Below are 25,614 nucleotides of genomic sequence, written 5' to 3'. Positions count from 1 at the left end.
CTGATGGCGCTTCATCTGATGGCGGCGGTGGCTACCCAAGGGTAGTTTGAGTGGATGACCGTACGGCGCACCTCCTGCAATCTGTGCGAAGCGATCTGCGGTGTGCTCGTCACCGTCGAGAACGGGCGGGTCACCGACATCCGCGGCGACGAGTCGGACCCACTCTCCCGCGGCCACATCTGCCCGAAGGCGGTCGCGCTGCGCGATCTCCAGGACGACCCGGACCGGCTGACCACGCCGCTCCGGAGGACGACCGATGGTTGGCAGCCGATCGGATGGGACGCGGCGTACGAGGTGATCGCCGCCAAGTTCAGCGCGATCCAGCGTGCGCACGGACGTAACGCGGTCGGCGTGTACCTCGGCAACCCGAACGTGCACAGCCTCGGCGCACTCACGCATCTGCCGACGATGGTCCGGCAACTGCGCACCAGGAACCGGTTCAGCGCGACCTCGATCGATCAGCTGCCGCACATGCTCGCTTCGTACTTGCTGTACGGGCATCAGCTGATGGTCCCCGTACCGGACATCGACCGCACTTCGTACCTGCTGATGCTCGGCGCGAATCCGCTCGCCTCGAACGGAAGCATGATGACGGCACCCGGGTTCGGCCGGCGATTGAAGGAACTGCGCAAGCGCGGCGGCAAGGTGGTCGTCATCGACCCGCGGCGGACCGAGACGGCGGCGATCGCGGACGAACACCATTTCGTCCGGCCCGGTACGGACGCGGCGTTCTTGCTCGCGTTGATCCATCAGGTGATCGAGGACGGCAACGCGCGGCCGGCCGCGTACGTCGATGGTCTTGCCGCGGTCGAGGAAGCGGTGGAGTCATGGACGCCGGAGCGAGCCGCGGAGGTCACCGGCATTCCGGCGGAGGTGATTCGCCGGGTCGCGGGTGAGTACGGTGCCGCCGACCGGGCCGCGTGTTACGGGCGGGTGGGGGTGTCGACGCAGCAGTTCGGGGCGATCTGCCAGTGGGCGATCCAGGTCCTGAATATCATCACCGGCAATCTCGATCGGCCCGGCGGCACGATGTTCCCGCGACCGGCCGTGAACACGTTGCTGGGGTTGGGCCGCGGGCACATCGGGGTGTGGAAGAGCCGGGTCCGTGGGCTGCCCGAGTTCGGTGGTGAGTTGACGGTGTCGACGATGGCCGAGGAGATCCTCACGCCAGGCGATGGACAGATCCGGGCGATGCTGACGGTAGCCGGCAACCCGGTGTTGTCGACACCGAACGGTCGCCAGCTGGGCGACGCCCTTGATTCCTTGGAGTTCATGGTCGCGATCGACCCGTACCTCAACGAGACGACCCAGCACGCCGACGTGATCCTGCCGCCGGCGCCGCCGCTCGAACGAGAGCACTACGACCTGGTGTTCCATCAGCTCGCGGTCCGGAACACCGCGCGCTGGAACGATCCCGTGCTGCCCAAACCCGCGGAAGCACGGCACGACTGGGAGATCTTCCGCGACTTGGGCCTAGCGCTGGTACGTCGTACGCCCTGGAGCCGGCGGAAGGTCGCGATGATGGCGAGACTGCGCGTACCACCACGGCGGATCGTCGACGCCGGGTTGCGGATCGGGCCGTACCCACTGTCGCTCCGGAAGGTGCGGCGTACGCCCGGCGGGATCGATCTTGGACCACTGCAGCCTGCGCTACCGGAAGCGCTGTTCCATCGGTCGAAGCGGATCGAGCTGGCGCAGCGGATGATCCTGGATGACCTGCCGCTGCTCGATGCGCTGACCTGCGGCGACGGTGAGTTGCTGCTGATCGGGCGACGGCATCTGCGGAACAACAACTCCTGGATGCACAACTCGGCCCGGCTGGTGAAGGGCAAGCCGCGGCATCACCTGCTGATGCATCCGCACGACCTGGCCGACCGCGAACTCCGCGACGGCCAGCTCGTCACCGTCACCTCCGCGGCCGGCTCGATCGCGGTGGAAGTTGCCGCCAGCAACGACATCATGCCCGGCGTGGTCAGCCTGCCGCACGGCTTCGGCCACCAGCACCCCGGCACCCGCCTGACCGTCGCCAGCCAAGTGCCGGGCCCCAGCGCCAACGACCTCACCGACCCCGACCTGGTAGACCCCACCGCCGGCACCGCCGCGGTCAACGGCGTACCCGTCACCGTGACTGCCCTTTGATCCGGGAGGTTCTCCACCGCTGTGGTGGGTTCTCCACCCGCACACCGGCGGAGAACCCACAACACGAGTGGAGAAGCAGGTCAGCCGGGTGGGAGGCGGGTCAGCCGGGTGGGGTGGCGGAGCTTTCGCGGATGATGAGGAGGGGGGTGGAGTAGAGGTGGGGTTGGGGTGGGGCGCCGGTTAGGGCGTTCAGGAGGTGGCGGGTGACTTCGGCGCCGTAGCCGACGGTGTTGTGGCTGAGGGCCGTCAGGGTGGGGCGGGTGATGCTGCAGAGGGGTGAGTCGTCCCAGGCGACAACGGTGACATCCTCGGGTACGCGCAGGTTCTGGCCCTGGATGACCGCGAGGCCGGCGACTGCCATCAGGTCGTTGTCGTAGACGATCGCGGTCGGGCGCGGGTGCTCGGCGAGCGCCGCGCGAGTAGCGGCCGCGCCTTCGTGCGCTGAGTAGTCGGTGTGGTGAATGCGCGCGGCCAACTGCAGCCGATGAGTGGCAAGGTCGAACGCACGGTCGCGAATCCACACATCGCCGAAGTCCGGCCGCCCGGCCACTCGCGCGACCGTCCGATGCCCCAGTGAGGCGACATGTTCGAGCGCTGCGTTCATCGCGGCGGTGGCGTCCGTCCACACACACGGCATCCCGTCGGCCAAAGTCGGATCACCGACCAGTACGGCCGGCATGCCCAGCTTGCGCAGCACGGCGATCCGCGGATCGCCGACGCGCAGGTCGACGACGATCACCCCGTCCACCCGCCGCTCGGCCGCCCACTTCCGGTACGTCAGCAGTTCTTCGTCGAGGTCCGCGACAACCTGCAGGGCCAGCGCGTACGAACACTCTGACAGCACGGACTCGACGCCGCCGACGAAGCCCATGAAGTACGGCTCCTCGACGAGGGTCTGCGCCGACCTGGCGAGCACCAGGCCGAGCGTCTCACTGCGGGCCGCGGACAGCTGGCGGGCGGCCCGGTTGGGCACCCACTCCAGCTCGGCGGCGACCTGCAGTACCCGGGCCCGGGTCGCTTCGGACACTCCGGGCCGGTTGTTCAGCGCGTACGAGACCGCGCCGGGGGAGACTCCGCAACGGCGGGCAATCTCCTTGATCGTCACTCGGTGCACATCGTCGGGCACGTCGGCAACTCCTCACGGGCGAGCGAACCGCTGACGGACGGTTCCGCAATCCTCCAGTGTGCGCCCGTACCACACTCCCTGTCATCAGTTATGTACAGACCGTGACTATTTGATCAAACTTCAGCTTCTGTGAAGGTGGCCGGCCGTACGCGAAGTGACCGCCCAGTCGTTGGGCCGAGGGTGGTGTCCGCGGGGCCGGTTGGGATACGGTTGCCATCGTTACTTAACCGGTTCGGCTCATCAGTCGGTGCGGACCCCCAGGGCAGCGGGCGAGGCACCGCCGACAAGGAGAAACCATGGTCGCAGTGGACCACCTGTCCCTCCAGTTGTACACGGTCCGGGGCAAGCTCGAGGAGGACTTCGACGGCACGCTGGCCCGGATCGCCGAGCTCGGCTACACGAAGGTCGAGCCCTTCGGCGTGACCGCGTTCGCGGACCGCCTCGCCGACGCGCTGCCCAAGCACGGACTGTCGGCGCCTACCACCCACGCGGGCCTGCTCCGCGAGGACAGCGCCCCGATCTACGCGGCCGCCAAGCGGCTCGGCATCGGCACCGTGATCGACCCGCACACCGACCCGGCGCGCTGGCAGTCGGCCGACGAGATCAAGGTGATCGCCGACGGGCTGAACCAGGCCGCCGTCGAGGCCGCCGACCACGGCCTCACGGTCGGCTACCACAACCACCACTTCGAGCTCGAGTCGACAATCGACGGCGTGCACGCGCTGGAGATCCTGGTCGACAACCTGTCCGACCAGGTCATCCTCGAGGTCGACACGTACTGGGCGGCCGTCGGCGGCGCGGACGTGCCGGCGCTGCTGAAGAAGTTCGGCGAGCGGGTGACCGCGATCCACGTCAAGGACGGCGACGGGACGCTGAACAACAAGGCCCAGGTGGCGGTCGGCGACGGCAGCATCGCGGTCCGGGACATCCTGGCCGCCGCCCCGAACGCACTCCGGGTGGTCGAGCTGGACGACTTCAGCGGCGAGATCCTCGACGCGGTCGCCGGCAGCTACAAGTTCCTGACCGGAGAGGGTGCACCTGCATGACGGCTGTTGGCGTAGGTGTGATCGGCGCCGGAGTGATCTCCGACGCCTATATCAAGAGCATGCAGAGCTTTCCGGACCTGAAGGTGGTCGCGATCGGCGACCTCCGGCCGGAGGCGGCCGAGGCCAAGGCCGCCGAGTACGGGATCGAGAGCCACGGGGCTCCCGAGGTCGTGCTGAACCACCCGGACGTCGAGATCGTGGTCAACCTGACCATCCCGGTCGCGCATGTCGAGGTGGCGCTCGCGGCCCTTGCCGCCGGCAAGCATGTCTGGAGCGAGAAGCCGTTCTCGCTGGACCAGGACAGCGGCCTGAAACTGCTGGCCGCGGCCAGTGACGCCGGGCTGCGGCTGGGCTGCGCGCCCGACACCGTGCTCGGCCCGGGCCTGCAGGAATCGCGGCGGATCATCGAGCGCGGCGACATCGGTACGCCGCTGACCGCGCTCACCCTGATGCAGTCCCCCGGCCCGGAGTCCTGGCACCCGAACCCGGCGTTCCTGTTCCAGGAAGGCGCGGGTCCGCTCTGGGACATCGGCCCGTACTACCTGACCACGCTGGTCCAGCTGTTCGGTCCGGTCGCCGCGGTCGCGGGGCTCGGCTCGAAGTCGCGGGACAAGCGCACCATCGGGTCGGGTCCGCTGGCCGGGACCGACTTCGACGTGACCGTGCCGACGCATGTCAGCGCGATCGCGCGGTTCGAGTCGGGGCAGACGTCGCAGAGCATCTTCAGCTTCGACTCGCCGCTGCCGCGGGCCGGGTTCGTCGAGATCACCGGTTCGGAGGCGACCCTCGCGGTGCCAGACCCGAACGCGTTCGACGGGGCGATCAAGATCCGCCGCCGGGACGCCGAGGACTGGGAGACCGTCGCCGAAACCAAGGCGGTCGCTCAGCGCGGCACCGGCGTACTCGAAATGGCGCGGGCGATCCGTGCCGACCGTCCGCACCGGGCCACCGGGGCGCTGGCCTTCCACATCGTCGACGTGATGGCCTCCATCACCGATTCGATCGACACCGGCGCGTTCGTGGACGTAAAGAGCACGGTCGAGGTGGCGCCGACGCTGCCGGACGACTGGGACGTCACCGAAGCGACCCTGTGACCGGCATCGTTCTCGATCCCCGGCGAACCGTTGTGTTCGCCGGGGATTCGGTCACCGACTGCGGCCGCCGCACCGATCCGGACGGGCTCGGCGACGGTTATGTACGCATCCTGTCCGGCGAGCTCGGTGCCCAAGGACCGAAGATCGTCAACGCGGGTATCAGTGGCAACCGGGCGGTCGATCTGGCCGCCCGGTGGGACACCGACGTACTCTCCCATGACCCGTCGCTGGTCACGATCATGATCGGGATCAACGACACCTGGCGGCGGTACGACGAGGACGATCCGACCACACCGGAGTCGTTCGAGGCGTCGTACCGGTCGTTGCTCGATGCTCTTTCCTGTCCGGTGGTGCTGATCGAGCCGTTCCTGCTGCCGGTGAAGGACGGGCAGGACACCTGGCGCGAAGATCTCGACCCGAAGCTCGAGGTGGTCCGGAAGCTGGCGGTCGAGTACGCCGCGATCCTGGTTCCGGCCGATGCCGAGCTGACCAAGCAGGCCGCTTCCGTCGGAGCGGCCACCCTGGCCGGCGACGGAGTACATCCGTCCGCCGCCGGGCACCGTGCCCTCGCCACGCTCTGGCGGCGGTACGTACTGGACGACTGACGTCCGCCGCTCCCCCTCGCCTGGTGGGGAGCGGTGCAGTTTCGCTAAACCGGTTCATCACCCCTGGAGCCAAACCATGACAGCGCCTGTGACCTCGCTGAAGACCTTCGACCTGTGCACCGCCGGTGGTGCCGCCTGGACCGTAAGCGCGGTCGAAGGCCCCGTCCCTGACGGCCTCATCGGCCGGCCCGTCCCGGCCACGGTGCCGGGTGAGGTGCACACGGACCTGCTCGCGGCCGGTGAGATCCCAGACCCGTTCGACGGTGACAACGAGTCCAAGCTGCACTGGATCGGCCGGACCCGGTGGAGCTACCGGACCAGCTTCGCCTGGGTTGCTGATGGCAACGACCGGCAGGAACTAGTGGCCGAAGGCCTGGACACGGTTGCGACCGTCACGCTGAACGGCCAGGAGATCGGGCGGACCGCGAACCAGCATCGGTCGTACCGCTTCGACGTCACCGGCGTACTAGTTGCCGGTGACAACGAGCTGGTGATCGAGTTCGAAGGACCGGTGGCGGCGGCCGAGGCGGCGCGGGCGAAGAACGGCAACTGGCCGCACACGAACCACCACCCGTACAACCAGCTGCGCAAGATGGCGTCGAACTTCGGGTGGGACTGGGGACCGGATGTCGCGACCGCGGGCATCTGGCGCCCGATCCGGATCGAGTCCTGGTCCGGCGTACGCATCGACTCCGTCCGTCCGCTGGCCGGCGTGGTGGGCGATCGCGGCGTACTGACCACGCACGTCGGTCTGGCCTGGACGGACAACACGTCCGCGACGCTAACCGTCGAAGTCGGCGGTACGCAGCAGGCGGTGACCGTCGAACCCGGGACCCGCAGCGTGGAGATCGTCAGCACGATCGACGCGGTCGACCTGTGGTGGCCGCGCGGTCATGGCGAGCAGCCCTTGTACGACGTGACGGTCACGCTCAACGCCGACGAATGGCACGGCCGGGTCGGCTTCCGCACGATGTCCGTCGACACCGCGCCGGACGACGACGGTACGCCGTTCGTCCTGTCCGTGAACGGTAAACCGATCTACATCCGCGGCGCGAACTGGATTCCCGACGACGCGTTCGTGACCCGGCTGACCACGCAGACGTACCGGACCAGCATCCAGGACGCGGTGGACGCGGGGATGAACCTGCTGCGGGTCTGGGGCGGCGGGATCTACGAGAGCGAAGCGTTCTACGACGCGTGCGACGAGCTGGGAATCCTGGTCTGGCAGGACTTCCTGTTCGCCTGCGCCGCGTACTCGGAGGACGAGCCGCTGCGCACCGAGGTCGAGGCCGAAGCACGAGAGGCCGTGACGCGACTCAGCAAACACGCCAGCCTCGCGGTCTGGAACGGCAACAACGAGAACCTCTGGGGCTACGTCGAGTGGAGCTGGCGGGTACCGCTGGCCGGCCGGCCGTGGGGCGCCGGGTACTACCTCGACCTGCTGCCGAAGCTCGTCGCGGAGCTCGATCCGCGGACACCGTACGCGGCCGGCAGCCCGTACTCGTTCGATCGGTTCATCCACCCGAACGACGAGCGGCACGGCACGATGCACATCTGGGACGTGTGGAACCAGGTGGATTACACGACGTACCGGAAGTACAAGCCGCGGTTCGCGTCCGAGTTCGGCTTCCAGGGGCCGCCGGCCTGGTCGACGCTCACCTCAGTAGTGCACGACGTACCACTTGACCCGTACGGCGAGCAGATGCTCGTTCACCAGAAGGCGTCCGACGGCAATCTGAAGCTGGAGCGCGGGCTCGGTGCACACCTGCCGAAGTGGAAGAACATCGATGACTGGCACTGGGCAACACAGCTGAACCAGGCACGGGCTGTTGCCTACGGCATCGAACACTTCCGCAGCCTGTTCCCGTTGAACACCGGTGCCGTGGTCTGGCAACTGAACGACAACTGGCCGGTGGTGTCCTGGGCCGCCGTCGACGGCCACGGGATCCGGAAGCCACTGTGGTACGCGTTGAAGCGCGTGTACGCCGATCGCCTGCTGACTGTCCAACCCCGCGAAGTCGGCTTGGTACTTGCCGCGCACAACGACACGGACGAGAACTGGTCCACCGAAATCACCGTGACCCGACGCTCGACCGGTCGCGGTGGAGAGGCGCTGGCGCAGGAGACCTTCGCCCTTGAGGTGGCCGCCCGGTCCGGCGCGCTCAACGCGCTGCCCGATGAGGTGGCCGCGGACCCGACCAGCGAATACCTGGAGGTCCGCGCCGCAGACGTGACCACCGCTTTCTGGTACTTCGTCGAGGACACGTCCTTGCAGCTCGCCGCGGACGCGTACACGGCGCACGTGGCCGCAACCACCGACGGCTACGACGTCATCGTCACTGCCAACGCGCTCACGAAGGACCTGTGCCTCTTCCCGGATCGCCTCGACCCGGCGGCCCGAGTCGACTCCGGACTGGTCACCCTGTCCCCCGGCGAATCGCATACGTTCCACGTAACCGGTGCCGCCGCTCCGGAACAACTGGCGTACCCGGTCATCCGGTCGGCCAACGATCTGGTGCAGTAGGCATACTGGAGTACCGTGAGCTGGCCGAAGCGGGTTGCAAGCGGTGTCCTGGTACTGACTCTTGTCGGCTGCAGTGACAACAGTCCAACAGCCGGCGGGCCTACTGAGACACCGCAAACACACGCACCGGTCGCTCCGGTACGTACGGTCCGCCCCACGCTGGCGCCGGCACAAGCGAAGCCAGGTGCATCCAGCAACACCAACCTGATGCCCGTACTCGACCATGGGCCGCGGGACAAGAAGCAGATCGCGCTGACGTTCGACGCGGACCTGACTGCACTCATGCGGCGACGACTGCAGTCAGGGAAGGTCAAGTCGTACTACAACAAGGCGCTGATCGACGAGCTGCGTACGCTGCACGTCCCCGCCACGCTCTTCCTCACCGGCATGTGGATGGAGCAGTACCCACAGGTGACGAAGGAGCTTGCCGCCGATCCACTGTTCGAGCTGGGGACGCATACGTACGACCACCGTGGTTTCACCAAGCACTGCTACACGCTGGGGACCGTACCGAAAGAGCAGATGCTCGCTGACGTACGGCGTGCGATCGTGGAATTGGACCGGCTGGACCCCCATGCGACCAGGTGGTTCCGGTTCCCCGGTGGGTGCTACGACGCGACGGCACTGCACGAGCTGGCGCCGGCTGGTGTCACCGCGGTCGGTCTGGACGTACCGGGCGCGGATGGGTTCGCCAAAGCGGCGGAGCCGATCGTGAAGCAGGTGCTGGACCACGTACAGAACGGGTCAATCGTCGTACTGCACATGCACGGCGGCGACAACGCCCCGTACACCGCGCAGGCGGTCGGGCCGATCGTGAAGGAGCTGCGGGCTCGCGGGTACGAGCTGGTCACGGTGACCCAGCTGGTCAGTCGACGTTGATCGCTATGTACTTGACCTCAAGGTACTCATCGATCCCCACGCTGCCGCCCTCCCGGCCGAGGCCGGACTGCTTCACGCCACCGAACGGCGCGGCCGGGTTGGACACGATGCCCTGGTTGAGCCCGATCATGCCGGCCTCGAGTCGCTCCGACACCCGGAGCGCGCGGCTCAGGTCCTTGGTGAACAGGTAGGAGACCAGGCCGAACTCCGTGTCGTTGGCCATCCGGACCGCCTCGTCCTCGGTCTCGAACGCGGTCAGCGGCGCGACCGGCCCGAAGATCTCCTCCTTCTGCAGCCGGGCCGTCGCCGGTACGTCGGCGAGCACGGTCGGCTGGAAGAAGTACCCGTTGCCGGCGGCAATCTTTCCGCCGGTCAGCGTCCGCGCGCCTTGCGCGATCGCGTCGGCCACCAGGTCGGCCACCTTGTCCCGTTGCTTGGCGTCGATCAGTGGCCCGACGTCGACCCCTGCCTCCGTACCGCGACCGACCTTCAACGCGGACATCCGCTCGGTCAGCCGGGCCGCGAACTCGTCCATCACCGACGACTGCACGTAGACCCGGTTGGCCGCCGTACACGCCTCGCCGCCGTTGCGCATCTTGGCCAGCATCGCGCCGTCGACCGCCTTGTCCAGGTCGGCGTCCTCGAACACGACCAGCGGCGCGTTCCCGCCCAGCTCCATACTGGTCCGCAGCACCTTCTCGGCAGCTTGCTCGATCAGCTTCCGGCCGACCGGCGTCGACCCGGTGAACGAGAGCTTCCGGGCCCGGCCGTCGCGGATCAGCGGCTCCATCACGCCACCCGAGTCCGACGTGGTGATGACATTCAGTACGCCGGCCGGAAGCCCCGCTTCGGCCATCAGCTCGGCCAGTTTGAGCATCGACAGCGGTGTCTGCGCGGCCGGTTTGATCACCATCGTGCACCCCGCGGCGACCGCCGGCCCGATCTTGCGGGCGCCCATCGCGGCCGGGAAGTTCCACGGCGTGATCAGCAGGCACGGCCCGACCGGCTGCCGCATCACCAGGAACCGGCCGGACCCGTTCGGCGCGACCTGGTACCCACCGTCGATCCGGACCGCTTCCTCGGCGAACCACCGGAAGAACTCGGCCGCGTACGCGATCTCGCCCTTCGACTCGGCCACCGGTTTACCCATCTCGAGCGTCATCAGCAGTGCGAGCTCGTCGGCCCGCTCGGTCATCAGCTCGTACGTCCGCCGGAGGATCTCGCCGCGGTCCCGAGGTGCGGTCGCGGCCCACTCGGCCTGCGCCGCCACGGCCGCGTCCAGCGCCGCCAGCCCGTCCGCCGGACTCGCGTCGGCCACCTCGCAGAGCGTCGCACCGGTGGCCGGGTCCTCGACCGCGAGCGTCCGCCCACCATCGGCGGCCACCCACTTCCCCGCGATGAACAGCTCGGCCGGACACGCTTCGACGACTTCCCGTTCGGACGACATCAGCCCACCTCTCGTCTGGTCAGCGGTACCCAGAATATGGGGGCTGATCACCCATGCCGGGCGCCGCTCGCGGTGAAACCATGATCAAGTGTTCGACTCAGCGCTCAGCTACGCGGCGGACGAGGCGGCCCAGGTCCCGGAGCTGACCGACCGCCAGATCACCATCGGCTGGCTGCTGTCGACCGGCGCCAAGGACGCGGCGATCGCCCGCGAGCTGGGGCTGTCGCTGCGGACGGTCCGGACCGAGATCAGTGCGCTGATCGCCGGCCTCGGCGCGAAGTCGCGCTTCCAGGCGGGATGCCTGCTGATCCGCCGCTTCGGCTGAGCCGGTGAGCCGGTGAGCCGGTGAGCCGGTGAGATTCGGCAGGCGGCGGCGGGGTGAGCTGGTTAGAGTGAGCAACCGTGCAGACCCGTTCGCCCAGAGCGGTCGGCAGGGATCGTGAGATCGAGCAGCTTCAGCACCTCCTGACCGCGGCGCGAGGCGGTCGGGGCGGCGCTGTCTTCCTGGCCGGCGAACCCGGCATCGGCAAGACCAGGCTGGCGGAATTGACGACCAGTACAGCCGCCGAGGCGGGTTTGCTGACGCTGCGCGGACGGGTCGGGACGATCGGAAGCACGGTGGCGTTCCGCCCGTTCACCGAGGCGCTGCTCACGCTCACCCGCCGCGGCGAGCTCCCCGGCACCAGTGACCTCGGCGCGTACCGCCAGGTGCTCGCCAGACTGATCCCGGACTGGGACGACGGCACTGCTCACGCCACCGACCCCTCGCCTGTCCTGCTCGGCGAGGCAGTACTACGGCTGCTCAGCCTGGTCTCTGCGGGGCGCGGCTGCCTCCTCGTACTGGAGGATCTGCACGGCTCCGATCCGGAGACTCTCGCGATCGTCGAGTACATGCTCGATCAGCTGGCTGAGCAACCGATCGCACTGGTCGCGACACTGCGCCAGGAGCCCTGCCCGGCGTACGACCTGGCCACCCAGGCTGCACAGAGTGGAGCGGCCGCGCTGATCAAGCTGCAGCCACTGGACCGTGCCGAGGTCGCCGAAATGGCCGCCGCGTGTCTCGCTGTGCCGGTGGCTGCCGTCCAAGGTCAGCTGGCAGATCGGCTGTGGCGGGACAGTGCGGGCATCCCGTTCGCGGTCGAGGAACTGCTCCAGGACGCTGATGGCCCTACGCAGGTCGTCAATCGGCTGCCCACCAAGGTCCCAGCAGCAGTGGTACGGAGTGTCAATCACCGCGCCGACCAGCTCGGAGCGCAGGCCCGTGACCTGCTCGTCATGGCTGCCGTGATCGGACATCGGTTCCCGCTGAGCGTCGTACGCCGGGCCAGCGGCTGCGACGAGGAAACACTGCTGTCCGCGGTACGGGCCGGACTGGCCAAGCAGCTGGTCGAACCGGATGAGCCGGAGCCCGACTGGTACGCGTTTCGGCATCCGCTGACCGCCGAGGCCTTGCTCGCCGGGCTGACCCCGATCGAACGATCCGCACTGGCCACGCGCTGCGCGGACGCCATCGAGGAGTTGCACCCCGAGCTGCCGGACGAGTGGTGCCAGTTGACGGCCGAACTGGCCGTGACCTCGGGTGACAAGGCACGGGCCGGGCGGTTGTTCGCGATGGCCGGCGAACGTGCGTTCCAAGCCCGGTCAGTGGCCTCGGCGATCCGGCTGCTGGAACGCGCCGATGAGCTACTGACCGACGAGCCCGACCCGACCTGCCGTGCGGAAGCGCTCCGATCGTTGCTGCCCGCACTCAGCGTGGCCGGCCGGTTCGACAGCCGGGGCCAGCACGCCGCGACGATCGAAGCGCTCGCCGCCCGGAACCTGGACAGCCGCCGGCTGGCCGCCTTGCACGTCGGGCTGGCCATGATCGACCAGATGGCCGGCCACCTGCCCGCCGCGCTGGACGAGATCGCGATCGCGCGCTCCTTGCTCGGCCCGGCCGCGGCCGACGAAGACCTCGCGCCGGTCGACGTGCTCGCCACCCAGCTCGAGCTGGCCCGCGACAGCCCGGACCGGGTGCGGACCGCGACCCGGCTGGCGGTCCGCGCGGCCGCGGCCGCCGAGCGGGCCAAGCTGCCGGCGGTCGGCGCCGAAGCCCTGCAAATGCTCGGGATTCTGGCCCGGGAGAACGATGCCGGCCTGTCGATCGAGTACTTCGACCGGGCCCGGCAGCTGGCCGACGAGCACGGGATGGTGCTGTCCCGGATGATCTCGCTGATGCTGCAGGCCGGCACGATCTGCCTGGCCACCGGCAGTGTCGTCGAGCTGGAATACGCCCGGCAGCAGGCCGTGCGGATCGGCGCGCTTCCGATCGCCGACGAAATGGACGGCATCCTCAGCCAGCAGGCAGTCCTGCGCGCCGAGTACGCCCGCGCGGCCGAGCTCATCGAGAACTGCCTCGACGCTACCGGGAAGTTCCGGATCGGCCGGATGACAACGTACTTCCTGACCACCAAGGCGATCCTCGAAGCACACCAGGGCCACCGTACGGAGATGGAAGCGACGCTGGCGGAAGCCGTCGGCCGGTCGGCGTACGAGCTGCCGTACTGCTACGGACTGGCCCGGACGTTCTGTGCCTTGCTGGAGGAGAACCGCGAGCTGGCCGAAGCGGATCTGGCCCAGGCGCTGGAGTACCAGGCGAACAACCCGACGACGTTCCACCTGGTCGGGAAGAACGGTCTGAGCCTGCTGCTCGGCGTACTGGCCGGCCGGAGCGGCTGGGATCACTTCAAGACGGTCACCGCGACCGCGGCCGGCGGCATGCGCTGGAACAAGCAGTTCGTCCAGCTGGCACATGCCGTACTCCTCGGACGGGACGGACAGGCCGAGCAGGCCAACGCCAAGCTGCTGGAGGCACTGGAGACGTCTTCGCTGTTCCCGATGGCACAGCACCTCGGGTTGCGGCTGGTCGCGGAGCCCGCGTACGCGGACGGGTGGGGTGAACCCGTGGCCTGGTTGCGGCAGGCCGAGGACTACTTCCACCAGGCCGATGTCCCGGCTGTGGCGAGTGCGTGCCGCAGTCTGCTCCGGCAGTTCGGCGCTACGGTGCCACAGCGCCGGAGTGGTTCGGAGCAGGTTCCAGGGGCGCTGCGACAGCTCGGAATCACCACCAGGGAGTACGAGGTCTGCCGGCTGCTGGTGGACCGGGTCAGCAACAAGACGATCGCCGCCCGGCTGCACATCTCGCCGCGTACCGTCGAGAAACACGTCGCGAGTCTGATGACGAAGACCGGGCAACCGGACCGGGAGGCCCTGAGCAGCTTCGCCCGATCCACCCTCGCCGATGGAAATACCTTGGCTGAACCGCTTGAGTGACCCTTGGTGGTCTACCCGATTACGGGCAGCGATGCGTGTGCTGGAACATCGGATGGCCGATCGGTGATAGTTGTCGACGCACGCATCGGAACGCCGCCGCTCGGTGCGGAACCGGAGCTGGACACGGACAGTATTTACGAACGCTCGCTATCTATACTGGGTGGGTGGCAGGCAAGGGGTCGGACATGAGCAAAGGAACGATCGGCGGCGGCGGAACGACGATGCTGCGGCGGATCAATGTCGCCTCGGTCCTGGACGCGGTCCGCCGATCCGCGCCGGCGCCGTTGCGCGTCGCCGAGCTGGTCGAGCGCACCGGTCTGGCCCGGCCGACGGTCGCGCAGGCGGTGGACGAGCTGCTGGAGGCCGGCTGGCTGCAGCAGCACGGGCCGGACTCCGCGGACCGGTCACTCGGCCGGCCGGCCATCCGGGTCTCGCTGCGTGGCCGTGCCGCGCCGGTGCTCGGCCTGGATGTCGGACCGCACCGGGTCACGGTCGGCGTCTCCGACCTGGCCGGCCGCAAGCTCGCCCTGGTCCGGCGCTCCGGCCCCGGCTGGACCGCGCAGGAGCTGCTCGGCGTGATCACCGACGTGATCAACGAGGCGCTGACCGAGGCGGAGGTGCCGGCCGAGGACATCGCTGCCGCGGTCGCCGCCAGCCCCGGCATCGTCGACGAGCACACCGGGCGGGTTCAGCTGGTCCCCAGCGTGCCCGGTTGGTCTGCGGTTGACCTGATCAAACACGTCCGCGGGCTGCTCGACTGTCCGGTCATGCTCGACAACGACGCCAACCTGGCCGCGCTGGCGATCGCAGCGGCTCGTGGTGGAACCGGCACGCTGCTGGCGGTCCAGTGGGGCGAGCGGCTCGGTGCGGGCATCGTCATCGACGGGCGGTTGCACCGTGGTACCGGAGCAGCTGGTGAGATCGGATTCATCGCTACTGACACCGATGACGTGATCAACCCGGATGACAGCCGCGGACCGCTGGAGCGGGCGGTTGGCTCGGAGGCGATCGCAGCGCTGGGCCGCCAGGCCGCACTGGACAATCCGCAGTCGCGGCTGGCCGAGCTGGGCGGAGAGCAGCTCGACACCGCCGACGTGTTCGCCGCGGCAGCAGAGCGCGATCCGGTGGCACAGGCCGTGGTGCAGCAGGTGGCGCGTACGTTTGCGCGTGCGCTGGCGCCGTCTGTTCTCGTACTGGACCCGACCGCAGTGGTGATCGGTGGCGGTGTCGCTCGCGCCGGTGCGGTCCTGCTGGACGCCATCGCGGACCAGCTGCGCCTGCTGACCCTCAACCACCCGCGGCTGGAGCTGTCCGCGCTGGCCGAGGATGCAGTAGTCACCGGGGCGATGCGGATGGCGCTGGACGAGGTGTGGCAGCGCAAGCTCCCCACCCCGGCCATGACCAGCACTACCTAGCTACTGCGGGTCCTTTCAGCACCTTCGCACCGGGCGCGCCACACCAGCACGTGTAGGTGAGCTCGTACACCACCTGTCCGGCCAGATCCACGCGCCGGTCGAGCCCGGTCACCATGCTCAACGGCAACAGCGAGCGCCGATCGCACACCGAGCAGGTCACGACGATCATCGCGGACCCCAGCTGTACATGCGGCTGAGGTAGAGCCGGGACAGCAGTCGTGCGTGCTGGCGTACGTCGTCCAGGAACCACTTCCAGCGAAGCCCACGGCCTATCGCGAATTGATCACCCATTGTGCACATCCACTACACAGAGAAGCACTGCCACGATCGTTTCAGTGCAATAAGCGTACGCCTCCACGCCCGGTGTGCGGAAGGGTTTATTGCCGGTGGACTGCGGTCGCGACGGCGTCGGGGCGGTCCAGGTGGACGAGGTGCGCGGAGTCGGACAGGATCTCGACCCGGCCGCCGATGGCCGCAGCGAGTTCCTGCTGGCCGGCGAGCCAGCGTTTCGCCCCGGTCTGCGATCCGCCGCCGGTCGCGACCAGGACCTCGGTGGGCGCGACCTCGGCGATCGGCCCGGCCAGCAGCTTCGCTGTTTCGGCCGCCATCTCCCAGGTGGCCGCGAGCTCGTCCCAGAACAGCAGCCACGAGGTCGCTGCGCCGTACCGCGCCTTGATCATTGCCTTCGACAACGGCTCGTTCCGGGTCAAACTGCCGTACCGGACACTCAGCCGGCGGAATGACGTACCGATCAGCTGCGGCCCGCCGATCCGCCCGAGAAACCGTGCCAGCCAACGGATGACCCGGTCGCCCGGCGCCCCCGGGTAGAACATCCGCCACCCGGTCTCCGAGGTCAGGCTGCTGTCGACCAGCACCAGCCGCGTCACCTCCAGCGGCCGGGTCAGCGCCCAGCGCAGCGCGGCCAACCCGCCGATCGAGTGACCGATCAGCCCGACCTCCGCGCCCGGCTCCAGGCCGGCCGCGGCCCGGAGCGCGTCGACCTCGGACGTGACCGGTGTCCGCCAGGGATCGATGATCCGGACATCCAGGTCCGGAAGCAGGCCGGCGACCTGGGCGAACTCCTCCGGAGTCTCGGCCAGGCCGGGCAGCACGATCCACGTCACACTCATCGAGAGCAAGCTTGCCTCAAGGCTGGTAACAACGTCCCGAGCAGCAGGCAGGTCAGCACCGTCGTGACCCGTTGCAGGATGCCCGGTGCGATCACCTCGGCGCCGCTCAGCGTCTCGTACGCCACCACCGATCCAAGCCAGACCTGCGTCACCACGACCCCCGCGGCGAGCAGCGCGACCGTCTTGGCGAACCATCCGCCCCACCCGTAGCGGCGGATCGCCAGGACGGCGAACACGCCCAGCGCGATGGTGCCGGCACCCGCGATCGTCGAGGTCGCCTCGTGCAGCATCAGCGCGAACCCGGCTTGCCCGCCCGCCTCCTCCGAGTCCCGGCAGGCCGTACCCACCGACGGCGCGCAGGCCATCGGCATGAACGAGTCGAACATCGTCCCGATCGCGAACAGGGCAGTACTGATCAGCACGCCGGAGATCTCCCAGCGGACGTTGCGGGCCCGGCGGGACAGCACCACGGCGGTCAGCGTCAGCAGGCTGCTGACCAGGTCCATCGCTCGCGCGTACGGGCTGGTCGCCTGGTCCCGCGCGCTCAGTTCGCTGAGGAAAGAGATGTGGACGTTCAGCGGAAAGCCGGCGATCGCTTCGAGAATGAGGCTGCAATAGATCACGGCCGCGGCGATCATCAGGGCGCGGACCAGGCGGTACGGGACGGCGAGCATGTTCCTCAGCCTGTCAGGTCAACCAAAGTCTTGACTGTGGCGTCAACTGTACTGTTGAGGTAGTGCTAGGTCGACCGAAGTCTCAGCAAACTAATGGGATGATCGGCTGGTGCGGTCGGAGGAAACAGCAGTGGTACCGGCGTGGCAGCACCGCGCCGCGGTCTGGGTTGGCCGCGTGGTCGCGGCTGCTGCCGTGTGGTCGTTTCTTGCGATTCCGTTGCGATTCGTCGCCCCGCGACTGGTCCGGCACGCCGACATGGCCTTCGAGTTCGTCGGCATCCCGGCCGGGCACACGATCTTCTCGGCCGTCTATCTCGCCGTCGTCGGCAGTGCTTTGCTGCGCGGTAAGCGAGCCGCGCTGCTCTGGGTGCTCTGGGTCTTCGAAGGCCTGTGGCTGTTCGGCCTGACCGCCTACATCGCGTTCAGTACGGTCCGGCTGAGCAGCCCGCGCGGTACCGAGTGGCTGTCCGACCTCGACCGCACCTCGGCGACGGACCTGGAATGGGCGATCGTCCAGGCGGTCGTGGTGATCGGCCTGATCGTGCTGCTGTGGAAGATCCGCGCCGCCTTCCCGGCCCGGCTCGCGACCGGAAGCCGCCGGCTCGCGATCGGCGCGCTGGTGTTCGGGATGCTGATCTCGCTCGCGGTCAGCGTCACCCTGACCCAGATCTTCCCGCGGACGCTGACCGGCCAGCGGCAGAAGATCGGCTGGGCGGTGGCGGCCGCCTTCGGCCAGTCCCGCAGCAAGATGTCCGGCCACGAGGGCCACGGCTGGATCGGCCTGTCCGTCGGTGCGATCTCGGCCGCCTCGCTGGTGCTCGCGTTCTGGATCTTCCTCCGGTCGGTGCGCCGCGTCCGCTACCTGACCCAGCCCGAAGAGCTGGATCTGCGCCGGCTCCTGCTGCTGCACGGCGAACGCGACTCCCTCGGGTACTTCGCCACCCGCCGCGACAAGGCGGTCGTCTTCTCCCCCGGCCACGACGCCGCGATCGCGTACCGGGTGGTCAACGGGGTCAGTCTGGCCAGTGGTGATCCGCTCGGTGATCCGGTCGCCTGGCCGGCGGCGATCCAGCGATGGCTCGCCGAGGCGCGGACGTACGGGTGGTCCCCCGCTGTCCTTTCGGCCAGCGAGGAGGCCGCGCAGGCGTACGTCGACGCGGGCATGCGGGCGTTGTCGATGGGTGACGAGGCGATCATCGACGTCGCGGACTTCACCTTGGAAGGCCGGACGATGCGCCCGGTACGCCAGGCGGTGACGCGGGTGCAGCGAGCCGGGTACCACGCCGAGGTGGTCCGGCACGGTGATCTGTCGCCGGAGGCCCTCGCGCAGTACGTCCAGCTGGCCGAGAAGTGGCGTGGCGCCCGGACTGAGCGTGGTTTCTCGATGGCGCTCGGGCGGCTCGGCGACCCGGCCGACGCCCGGTGCGTGATGGTCATCGCGCGGGACGCCGACGGTGTCGTACGCGGCCTGCTGTCCTTCGTACCGTGGGGTGTCCGGGGTGTTTCGCTGGACCTGATGCGGCGCGATCCCGAGTCCGTGAACGGCCTGATGGAGTTCATGGTGACGTCGTTGGTCGACGCGTCCGGCGACCTCGGCGTGCACCGGATCTCGCTGAACTTCGCGATGTTCCGGGAGATCTTCAGCGACGCCGAGCGGGTCGGCGCCGGGCCGTTCCTGCGCTTCACGAACGCGCTGCTCACCGCGGCCTCGCGGTTCTGGCAGCTGGAAAGTCTTTACCAGTCGAACGAAAAGTACCTGCCCCGCTGGTCGCCCCGGCTGATCTGCTACTCGCGTGGCGCCTCGCTGGCGCAGGTGCTGCTGGCAGCCGGTACGGCGGAAGGCTTCCTGCCCGCGCCGCGGCCGTGGACTCGCGTGGACAGCGTCGGCGCCGCCGACCGGCACGCGATCAGGTCCGCGGACGGGCTCGCGTTCACCACCGCGGTTCGCGAGCAGGAGGTCGAGCTGCTGCGGCCGGCGCTGCCGACCCGCAAGCTGACCGAGCAAGAGCAGATCCGGCGGACCAAACTCGCGGAGCTTGTTGCCGCGGGCATCGATCCGTACCCGGTCGGCGTACCGCGGACGGAGACGCTGGAACGGATCCGGGAGCTGTACCCGAACCTGCCGCCGGACCACCACACCGGCCACACGGTGTCGGTGACCGGCCGGGTGCTGCGGATGCGGGACCACGGCGGCCTGTCCTTCGCGCAGTTGCAGGACGGGCTGACCCAGCTGCAGGTGATGCTCACGACCGACGCCTGCGGCGCGGAAGCGCTGGACCGGTGGCAGCGGCTCGTCGACATCGGCGACCACGTCAGCGTCACCGGCGAGGTCGTCACCAGCCGTCGCGGCGAGCTGTCGGTCGCGGTCACCAGCTGGGTGATGGCGGCCAAGTGCCTGCATCCGTTGCCGGACAAGCGAAAGGGCTTCACCGACCCGGAGGCGCGGGTCCGGCTGCGGCACATCGACCTGGTGATGAATCCGGACTCGCTGCGGATGATGCAGCAGCGCAGTGCGGCCGTCCGCGCGATCCGGAACGGGTTCGAGACGCGGGGCTTCATCGAGGTCGAAACGCCGATGCTGCAGGCCGTCCACGGCGGTGCGAACGCGCGGCCGTTCGTCACGCACATCAACGCGTACGACACCGAGCTGTTCCTGCGGATCGCACCGGAGCTGTTCCTGAAGCGGCTCAGTGTCGGCGGGATGGGCAAGATCTTCGAACTGAACCGCAACTTCCGGAACGAGGGCGCCGACGCGACCCACAACCCGGAGTTCACCTCGGTCGAGGCGTACCAGCCGTACGCGGACTATCACGTGATGCGCGAGCTGACCCGGGAGCTGCTGATCGAGGCGGCGACCGCGGTGTACGGCAAGCCGGTGGTGCGCCGCGACGGCGAGGAGCTCGACATCTCCGGCGAATGGCCGGTGATCACGGTCCACGACGCGGTCGGCCAGGCCGCCGGTACGCCGATCGACCCGGATACGCCGATCGAGCGGCTTCGGGAGCTGTGCGCGGAGCATGGCGTGCACACGACGTTCGACCTGACCGCCGGCGAGCTGGTGCTCGAGCTGTACGACGAGCTCGTCGAGCCGAACACGATGCTGCCGACCTTCTACACCGACTTCCCGCTGGAGACGTCGCCGCTGACCCGGACCCACCGCACCGAGCCGCGGCTCGCGGAGCGCTGGGACCTGGTTGCCTTCGGCGCCGAGATCGGGACCGCGTACTCCGAGCTGGTCGACCCGGTCGAGCAGCGCCGCCGCCTCACCCAGCAGTCGCTCAAGGCGGCCGCGGGCGACCCGGAGGCGATGTCGCTGGACGAGGACTTCCTGTCCGCGCTCGAGTACGCGATGCCACCGACCGGCGGCCTGGGCATCGGCGTCGACCGGGTGATGATGATGCTGACCGGCCAGAACATCCGCAGCACGCTGGCGTTCCCGTTCGTCCGCCCGGCGCCGCGCGAGTGATGCTCTACTCTGGCAGCTGACGCGCGGGTGGGGACCTGGGGGTGTGTGGGGAATGAAGCGCTGGGTTGCGCTCTGTGCTGGGCTTGGTGTCGTGGTCGGGTGTGGTGCGGAGCCGCAACAGACGCCTGGGCCGAGTGCGTCGGCTACCGGTAGTGCGGCGCCGGCGCCCGCGTCGTCGGTCCCGGCTTCGGGGCCGTTGAGTACGGCGGCGTACCAGGCGGAGCTGCGCCGGATCGACCAGGTGCTGACCGAGTCGGCCCGGCGGCTGACCCGGGTCCGGACGGCCGAGGGGCTGGCCGATTCGATGAGTACGGTCGCGGAGACGCTGAACACGGTCGCGATCCGGTTGGCGGCACTGACGGTGACGACGCGGTTGAACGCCGTACACGAGCTGCTGAAGGAGCGGATCGGGGTAGCGGCCGCGCAGCTGACGTCATCGGCGCCGAAGACCGAGGACGACGCGCGGTGCGGCGGGGTCGCGTACACCTCGCAGAAGGTCCAGCGGCAACTGCGCACCGACCTGGACTCGGCGATCGTCCAGTTGCAGCGGCTGAAGCTCAGTTTCGGCAAGACGCTGCCTGATCCGGGGCCGGCGCCGGAGCCGGTGCGTCCGCGGAGCGGGGAGATCCTGGTACGGCGTGGAGCTGAAGGCACCGGTCAGGTGAAGATCACCAACGGGACGGCGCATGACGTCGCGGTGTCGATCGTCAGCGACGGTCAGCCGCCGGGCGATCCACAGGTGATGGTGTACATCCAGGCGAGCGACACGACGACCGTGAAGCGGATCGGCGGCACGTACCACCTGTACTTCAAGAGCGGCAGCGACTGGGACCAGACCAAGCGCAAGTTCCGCGCGGACTGCTCCTTCAAGAAGTTCGACCAAACCTTCGGCCGCAACCAGGGCTGGCAGATAAACCTCCAGCCGACAACCCACGGCAACGCAGACACCACCCAAGTAGAGGCCTACTGAGGTCGTCGGTTACAGCCCCAGCTTGCGGAGGAGTTTGCCGAGGAAACCACCCGGTTCAGGGCGACTGGGTGGTGTGGTGGGGCTGGTCGGCGAAGCGGTTGGCGTCCCGGGTGGGCTGGTCGATGGATCGGTCGGCGGTGGGCTGACCGGCGCGGTCGTCGTCGTACCAGCTGTTGGCTCGGTGGGTGGGACGACTGGTGGGGTGGCGGTGACGACCGGGATGGTCGGTGCGCTGCTCTCCACGATCTGCGGTGCCGACGAGGTCGCCGGGCGCGTACCAGGGGTGACCGGCAACTGGACCGGCAACTGGACCGGCAACTGGGTTGGTACAACGCTCGGCGTCGCACCGGGCGACGGGATCGTCACCGCGGTCGGCGTCGGCGTGTGCGGGATCCGCGGCAGGTTCTCCGTCGGCTGACCAGGCTGCAACCCCGCGACCGGGCTGACCGGCTCAGGCCCGCCACCACCGCCTGGCAGCGGCAACAAACCCGCCCCGATCCGCGGCCCGCCGAACAACGCGACCAGGACCAGGACGAGGTATCCGAGCAGCAGGAGGCCGGCGCCGGTGGCGACCTGTCGCAGGCGCCGCGGGTTCTGCCAGGGCGGTCGGCGGGAAGCCGTGGCAGAGATCGGATTCACAAGTCCCGCAGGTTATCGGCTGAAAGGTCGTTTGAAACAGTCCTTGGAGCAAATTCCACCGCAGCCCGCACCAATTCAAGAATGTCATACCGTTTACGCGACAGTAGGAATGCATTCCGTTAGCTGACAGCTCAGGTCAGCGCTTGCAACCCGATCACCGACAACAACCGCAACTTCTCCGCCGCCTCGGTCCCAGGCGCCGCGGTGTACACGACGATCCGCAAATCACTGCCCGGTACCGCCAGCACATCGCAGTCGATGCTGAAGTCACCCACCTCAGGGTGCCGGATCGTCTTCCGCTCGGACCGATGGAATCCGACCACCCGCTCGTCCCACAAGCGCGCGAACTCGGCGTACCCGCGGAGTTCTTCGATCAGCGCCCGCAGTTCCGGGTCCTGTGGATAACGCGCCAGCGAAGCGCGGAGATCCGTGACCATCGCGTTCCGGAATTCGCGCTGCTGTTCCGGCGTCTGCACGATCCGCCCGCCCGGCTCGGTGAAATTCCGGTAGATGATGTTCCGCCGCCGGCCCTGGAATCGCGACGGGTCACCGGACATCGCCGCGAACAGCGGATTCCAGGTGATCATCGTCCAGGCGGCGTCGCACACGCAGAGCGGCGCGCCCTCCAGCTGGTCGACGATCCGCTGCACACCTGGCGGAATGTACGCAGACACGCGCCCGGGTGACGGCTCCACCTCACCGGCCAGTACGAACAGATGGTTGCGCTCGGCATCGGACAACCGAAGCGCCCGCGCCAGTGCCGACAACACCTGCACCGACGGCGACTCCGCCCGCCCCTGCTCCAGCCGCACGATGTAGTCCACCGACAACCCCGCCAGCTGAGCCAGCTCCTCCCGCCGCAACCCGGGCGCCCGCCGCCGTCCACCCACCGCCAACCCAACCTGCTCCGGCGTCACCCGATCCCGCCAACCATGCAACGTCCGCCCGAGCTCACCCATACAAGCCAGTATCCCGCCCCCACCCACCCACAACCTGGTACTGCCGTTCCCTAGGAAATCGTGGGTACTACCTGGTCGACACCGGCAGCGAGAGGGTGGACCCATGACCACAACACTCATCACCGGCGCAAACCGCGGCCTCGGCTACGAAACAGCCAAGCAACTGGTGTCCGCCGGCCACACCGTCTACCTGGAGCCTGCACGGCACGGTGCCGTGGTGACCGAGAGGACGCCGATCAGCATTCGATGACGTTGACGGCGAGGCCGCCGCGGGAGGTCTCCTTGTATTTGATCTTCATGTCAGCGCCGGTCTCGCGCATCGTCTTGATCACCTTGTCCAGGGTGACCACGTGGACGCCGTCGCCGTGCATCGCCATCCGGGCGGCGTTGATCGCCTTCACCGACGCCATCGCGTTTCGTTCGATGCACGGGATCTGGACCAGGCCGCCGACCGGGTCGCAGGTCAGGCCGAGATTGTGTTCCATCGCGATCTCGGCCGCGTTCTCGACCTGCTGGGGCGTACCGCCGAGCACCTCGCACAGTCCGGCCGCGGCCATCGAGCAGGCCGAACCGACCTCCCCCTGACAGCCGACCTCGGCGCCGGAGATCGACGCGTTCTCCTTGTACAGGACGCCGATCGCTCCGGCCGCGAGCAGGAACCGGACCGCGCCGTCCTCGGTCGAGCCCGGCACGAACCGGCGGTAGTAGTGCAGCACGGCCGGGATGATGCCCGCGGCACCGTTCGTCGGCGCGGTGACGATCCGTCCGCCCGAAGCGTTCTGCTCGTTGACGGCGAGCGCGAACAGGTTCACCCAGTCCATCACCTTCAACGGATCCACCGACCACGGGTCCTGCGACAGCTTCTGGTGCAGGGCGTGCGCGCGGCGCGGCACCTTCAGCCCGCCGGGCAGGATGCCCTCGGTCTCGCAGCCCTCGCGGACGCAGTCCTGCATGACCTGCCAGATCCGCAGCAGCCCGTCCCGGATCTCGTCCTCGGTCCGCCAGGCCAGCTCGTTGGCGAGCATCACCTCGCTGATCGACAGCTGGGACTCCCGGCACCGGTCGAGCAGCTCTGCACCGGTGGTGAACGGGTACTTCAGCGGGGTGGTGTCCGGCACGATCCGATCGCCCGCGGCCGCGTTCTCGTCGACGACGAACCCGCCGCCGACCGAGTAGTAAGTACGCTCCCGCAGCACCGCGCCGACGGCATCGCGCGCCGCGAAGATCATCCCGTTGGGGTGGTACGGAAGTGCTTTGCGCCGGTGCATCACCAGGTCGGTGTGCTCGTCGAACGCGATCTCGTGCGTACCCGCCAGGGCCAGCCGGCCGCGTTCGCGGATCGTCTCGACCCGGGCGTCGACGGAGTGCGTGACCACGGTCTCGGGGTCGGCGCCCTCCAGCCCCAGCAGCACCGCCTTGTTGCTGCCGTGCCCGTGCCCGGTCGCGCCGAGTGAGCCGAAGAGCTGCGCGCTGATCGTGGTGGTCGCGGTCAGCAGGCCGTCATCGGCCAGACCGAGCGCGAAGGTACGGGCCGCTCGCATCGGTCCCACGGTGTGGGAGCTCGACGGGCCGATCCCGATACTGAACAGGTCGAAGACACTGATCGCCATCGTGTGGAGGTTCCTTCCGGTCGCCGTTGACCGTTTGGTGTCCTCCCCGTTCTGTTGGGCGGAGTGCCCTCCAGAGGTGCCTCGCCCGTGCGGTGAAGGTGCCTGAGAGATTCTTGGGGAGAGTTGCTCCTACGGCGCCTGGGCCGGACCCAGGACTCTCCCGCACGGGTTCATGCGGCTGTTGAGTTGACTTCCGCTGTGGACGGTACGGCGACGCCACGCCCGGCGTCAATCCGGCCCGTCTTCACCGCCCAGATCTCGAAGAACCAGGTGAACAGCGGGGGAACACTCGCTGCCAGTGCGGCCAGGGTGACCGGCCAGGACCAGCGCAGTGGGCCGCGTACGGCCAGTACGGTCGCCACGTACACGACGAAGATGCCGCCGTGGATCGGGCCGAAGATCTTCACCCCGACCTCGTTGTCGGACAGGACGTATTTGAACAGCATGCCGATCAGCAACCCGGTCCACGAGATCGCCTCGGCGATCGCCACCGTCCGGAACCACCTGGCGTATTTGGTACTCATCAAGGACCGACCCTAACAACACTTTCAAGGGCTCGTTGGGTTACTGCCCCGGGTC

The 25,614-nt window shown here is 68.5% G+C and carries 22 protein-coding genes and 1 riboswitch; of the genes, 13 read left to right on the top strand and 9 right to left on the bottom strand.

The genetic code is table 11. The annotated features are described in order from the left end of the window. Positions 1–54: 54 nt before the first annotated feature. A complete protein-coding gene (locus ABD260_RS02090; RefSeq protein ID WP_344231561.1) occupies positions 55–2,139 on the top strand; it encodes a molybdopterin-dependent oxidoreductase in 2,085 nt (694 codons plus the stop codon). Positions 2,140–2,239: 100 nt separating this feature from the next. Here ABD260_RS02090 and ABD260_RS02085 read toward each other — a convergent pair whose 3' ends face one another. After that, positions 2,240–3,265, bottom strand: a complete 1,026-nt coding sequence (locus tag ABD260_RS02085; protein ID WP_344231560.1) for a LacI family DNA-binding transcriptional regulator — start codon at positions 3,263–3,265, stop codon at positions 2,240–2,242. A 296-nt stretch (positions 3,266–3,561) separates the two neighbouring features. On the opposite strand from ABD260_RS02085, the gene ABD260_RS02080 reads away from it, so the two are divergent. The 5 genes from ABD260_RS02080 (at position 3,562) to ABD260_RS02060 (ending at position 9,413) form a co-directional block, all read left to right on the top strand. Continuing rightward, the gene (locus ABD260_RS02080) at positions 3,562–4,311 is read left to right on the top strand and encodes a sugar phosphate isomerase/epimerase family protein (protein ID WP_344231559.1); all 750 of its coding nucleotides are present in this window, start codon (positions 3,562–3,564) and stop codon (positions 4,309–4,311) included. Then, entirely contained in the window at positions 4,308–5,405 is a 1,098-nt protein-coding gene (locus ABD260_RS02075; RefSeq protein ID WP_344231558.1) for a Gfo/Idh/MocA family protein, read from the top strand. Before ABD260_RS02080 ends, ABD260_RS02075 begins: the two co-directional genes overlap by 4 nt. Beyond that, positions 5,402–6,010 (top strand): SGNH/GDSL hydrolase family protein, encoded by a 609-nt coding sequence (locus ABD260_RS02070; protein WP_344231557.1) that lies wholly within the window; start codon positions 5,402–5,404, stop codon positions 6,008–6,010. Before ABD260_RS02075 ends, ABD260_RS02070 begins: the two co-directional genes overlap by 4 nt. A 76-nt stretch (positions 6,011–6,086) precedes the next feature. Then, positions 6,087–8,534, top strand: coding sequence for a glycoside hydrolase family 2 protein (locus ABD260_RS02065; protein ID WP_344231556.1), 2,448 nt, complete (start codon positions 6,087–6,089; stop codon positions 8,532–8,534). Between the two features lie 207 nt (positions 8,535–8,741). Continuing rightward, a complete protein-coding gene (locus ABD260_RS02060) occupies positions 8,742–9,413 on the top strand; it encodes a polysaccharide deacetylase family protein (protein ID WP_344231555.1) in 672 nt (223 codons plus the stop codon). Here ABD260_RS02060 and ABD260_RS02055 read toward each other — a convergent pair. After that, on the bottom strand, positions 9,400–10,860 hold the full coding sequence (locus ABD260_RS02055; protein WP_344231554.1) for an NAD-dependent succinate-semialdehyde dehydrogenase: 1,461 nt from the start codon (positions 10,858–10,860) through the stop codon (positions 9,400–9,402). The two genes, ABD260_RS02060 and ABD260_RS02055, sit on opposite strands and share 14 nt — an antisense overlap. Positions 10,861–10,948: 88 nt before the next feature. On the opposite strand from ABD260_RS02055, the gene ABD260_RS02050 reads away from it, so the two are divergent. From ABD260_RS02050 to ABD260_RS02040, 3 genes are all read left to right on the top strand, one after another. Further along, on the top strand, positions 10,949–11,185 hold the full coding sequence (locus ABD260_RS02050; protein ID WP_344231553.1) for a response regulator transcription factor: 237 nt from the start codon (positions 10,949–10,951) through the stop codon (positions 11,183–11,185). A gap of 77 nt (positions 11,186–11,262) precedes the next feature. Further along, positions 11,263–14,172 carry an ATP-binding protein gene (locus ABD260_RS02045; RefSeq protein ID WP_344231552.1) on the top strand — a complete coding sequence of 970 codons (2,910 nt, stop codon included), beginning with the start codon at positions 11,263–11,265 and terminating at the stop codon, positions 14,170–14,172. 185 nt (positions 14,173–14,357) lie between these two features. Beyond that, a complete protein-coding gene (locus ABD260_RS02040; protein WP_344231551.1) occupies positions 14,358–15,587 on the top strand; it encodes an ROK family transcriptional regulator in 1,230 nt (409 codons plus the stop codon). Here the strand turns inward: ABD260_RS02040 and ABD260_RS02035 are convergent. The 4 genes from ABD260_RS02035 to ABD260_RS02020 form a co-directional block, all read right to left on the bottom strand. After that, on the bottom strand, positions 15,580–15,756 hold the full coding sequence (locus ABD260_RS02035; RefSeq protein WP_344231550.1) for a hypothetical protein: 177 nt from the start codon (positions 15,754–15,756) through the stop codon (positions 15,580–15,582). The genes ABD260_RS02040 and ABD260_RS02035 overlap by 8 nt on opposite strands. Beyond that, positions 15,753–15,878: a hypothetical protein gene (locus ABD260_RS02030; RefSeq protein ID WP_344231549.1), complete on the bottom strand. Its 126-nt coding sequence runs from the start codon at positions 15,876–15,878 to the stop codon at positions 15,753–15,755. The genes ABD260_RS02035 and ABD260_RS02030 overlap by 4 nt, the downstream gene beginning before the upstream one ends. Before the next feature lie 86 nt (positions 15,879–15,964). After that, on the bottom strand, positions 15,965–16,717 hold the full coding sequence (locus tag ABD260_RS02025; RefSeq protein ID WP_344231548.1) for an alpha/beta fold hydrolase: 753 nt from the start codon (positions 16,715–16,717) through the stop codon (positions 15,965–15,967). Beyond that, the gene (locus ABD260_RS02020; protein ID WP_344231547.1) at positions 16,714–17,391 is read right to left on the bottom strand and encodes a DUF998 domain-containing protein; all 678 of its coding nucleotides are present in this window, start codon (positions 17,389–17,391) and stop codon (positions 16,714–16,716) included. Before ABD260_RS02020 ends, ABD260_RS02025 begins: the two co-directional genes overlap by 4 nt. A gap of 109 nt (positions 17,392–17,500) precedes the next feature. Between ABD260_RS02020 and lysX the strand changes: the two genes are divergently transcribed. The 3 genes from lysX (at position 17,501) to ABD260_RS02005 (ending at position 22,245) form a co-directional block, all read left to right on the top strand. Then, a complete protein-coding gene (lysX, locus tag ABD260_RS02015; RefSeq protein WP_344231546.1) occupies positions 17,501–20,857 on the top strand; it encodes a bifunctional lysylphosphatidylglycerol synthetase/lysine--tRNA ligase LysX in 3,357 nt (1,118 codons plus the stop codon). 52 nt (positions 20,858–20,909) lie between these two features. Continuing rightward, positions 20,910–21,827 carry a hypothetical protein gene (locus tag ABD260_RS02010; protein WP_344231545.1) on the top strand — a complete coding sequence of 306 codons (918 nt, stop codon included), beginning with the start codon at positions 20,910–20,912 and terminating at the stop codon, positions 21,825–21,827. A 76-nt stretch (positions 21,828–21,903) separates the two neighbouring features. Continuing rightward, positions 21,904–22,245, top strand: a complete 342-nt coding sequence (locus ABD260_RS02005; protein WP_344231544.1) for a hypothetical protein — start codon at positions 21,904–21,906, stop codon at positions 22,243–22,245. 352 nt (positions 22,246–22,597) lie between these two features. Here the strand turns inward: ABD260_RS02005 and ABD260_RS02000 are convergent, their stop codons facing one another. Beyond that, complete coding sequence (locus ABD260_RS02000; protein ID WP_344231543.1) at positions 22,598–23,425, bottom strand: helix-turn-helix transcriptional regulator; 828 nt, start codon at positions 23,423–23,425, stop codon at positions 22,598–22,600. Between the two features lie 103 nt (positions 23,426–23,528). Here ABD260_RS02000 and ABD260_RS01995 point away from each other — a divergent pair, with 103 nt between their 5' ends. After that, positions 23,529–23,675 (top strand): hypothetical protein, encoded by a 147-nt coding sequence (locus ABD260_RS01995; protein ID WP_344231542.1) that lies wholly within the window; start codon positions 23,529–23,531, stop codon positions 23,673–23,675. Here ABD260_RS01995 and ABD260_RS01990 read toward each other — a convergent pair. Both ABD260_RS01990 and ABD260_RS01985 read right to left on the bottom strand, forming a co-directional pair. Further along, the gene (locus ABD260_RS01990) at positions 23,662–25,035 is read right to left on the bottom strand and encodes an L-serine ammonia-lyase (RefSeq protein WP_344231541.1); all 1,374 of its coding nucleotides are present in this window, start codon (positions 25,033–25,035) and stop codon (positions 23,662–23,664) included. The two genes, ABD260_RS01995 and ABD260_RS01990, sit on opposite strands and share 14 nt — an antisense overlap. Before the next feature lie 80 nt (positions 25,036–25,115). Then, positions 25,116–25,208, bottom strand: a riboswitch (glycine riboswitch). Further along, the gene (locus ABD260_RS01985; protein ID WP_344231540.1) at positions 25,206–25,559 is read right to left on the bottom strand and encodes a DUF3817 domain-containing protein; all 354 of its coding nucleotides are present in this window, start codon (positions 25,557–25,559) and stop codon (positions 25,206–25,208) included. It overlaps the preceding riboswitch by 3 nt. Between the last annotated feature and the right edge of the window lie 55 nt (positions 25,560–25,614).

It is taken from the genome of Kribbella hippodromi (genome assembly GCF_039531045.1).
Lineage (GTDB): Bacteria > Actinomycetota > Actinomycetes > Propionibacteriales > Kribbellaceae > Kribbella > Kribbella hippodromi.
This window is presented reverse-complemented; position numbering and strand designations above follow the sequence as displayed.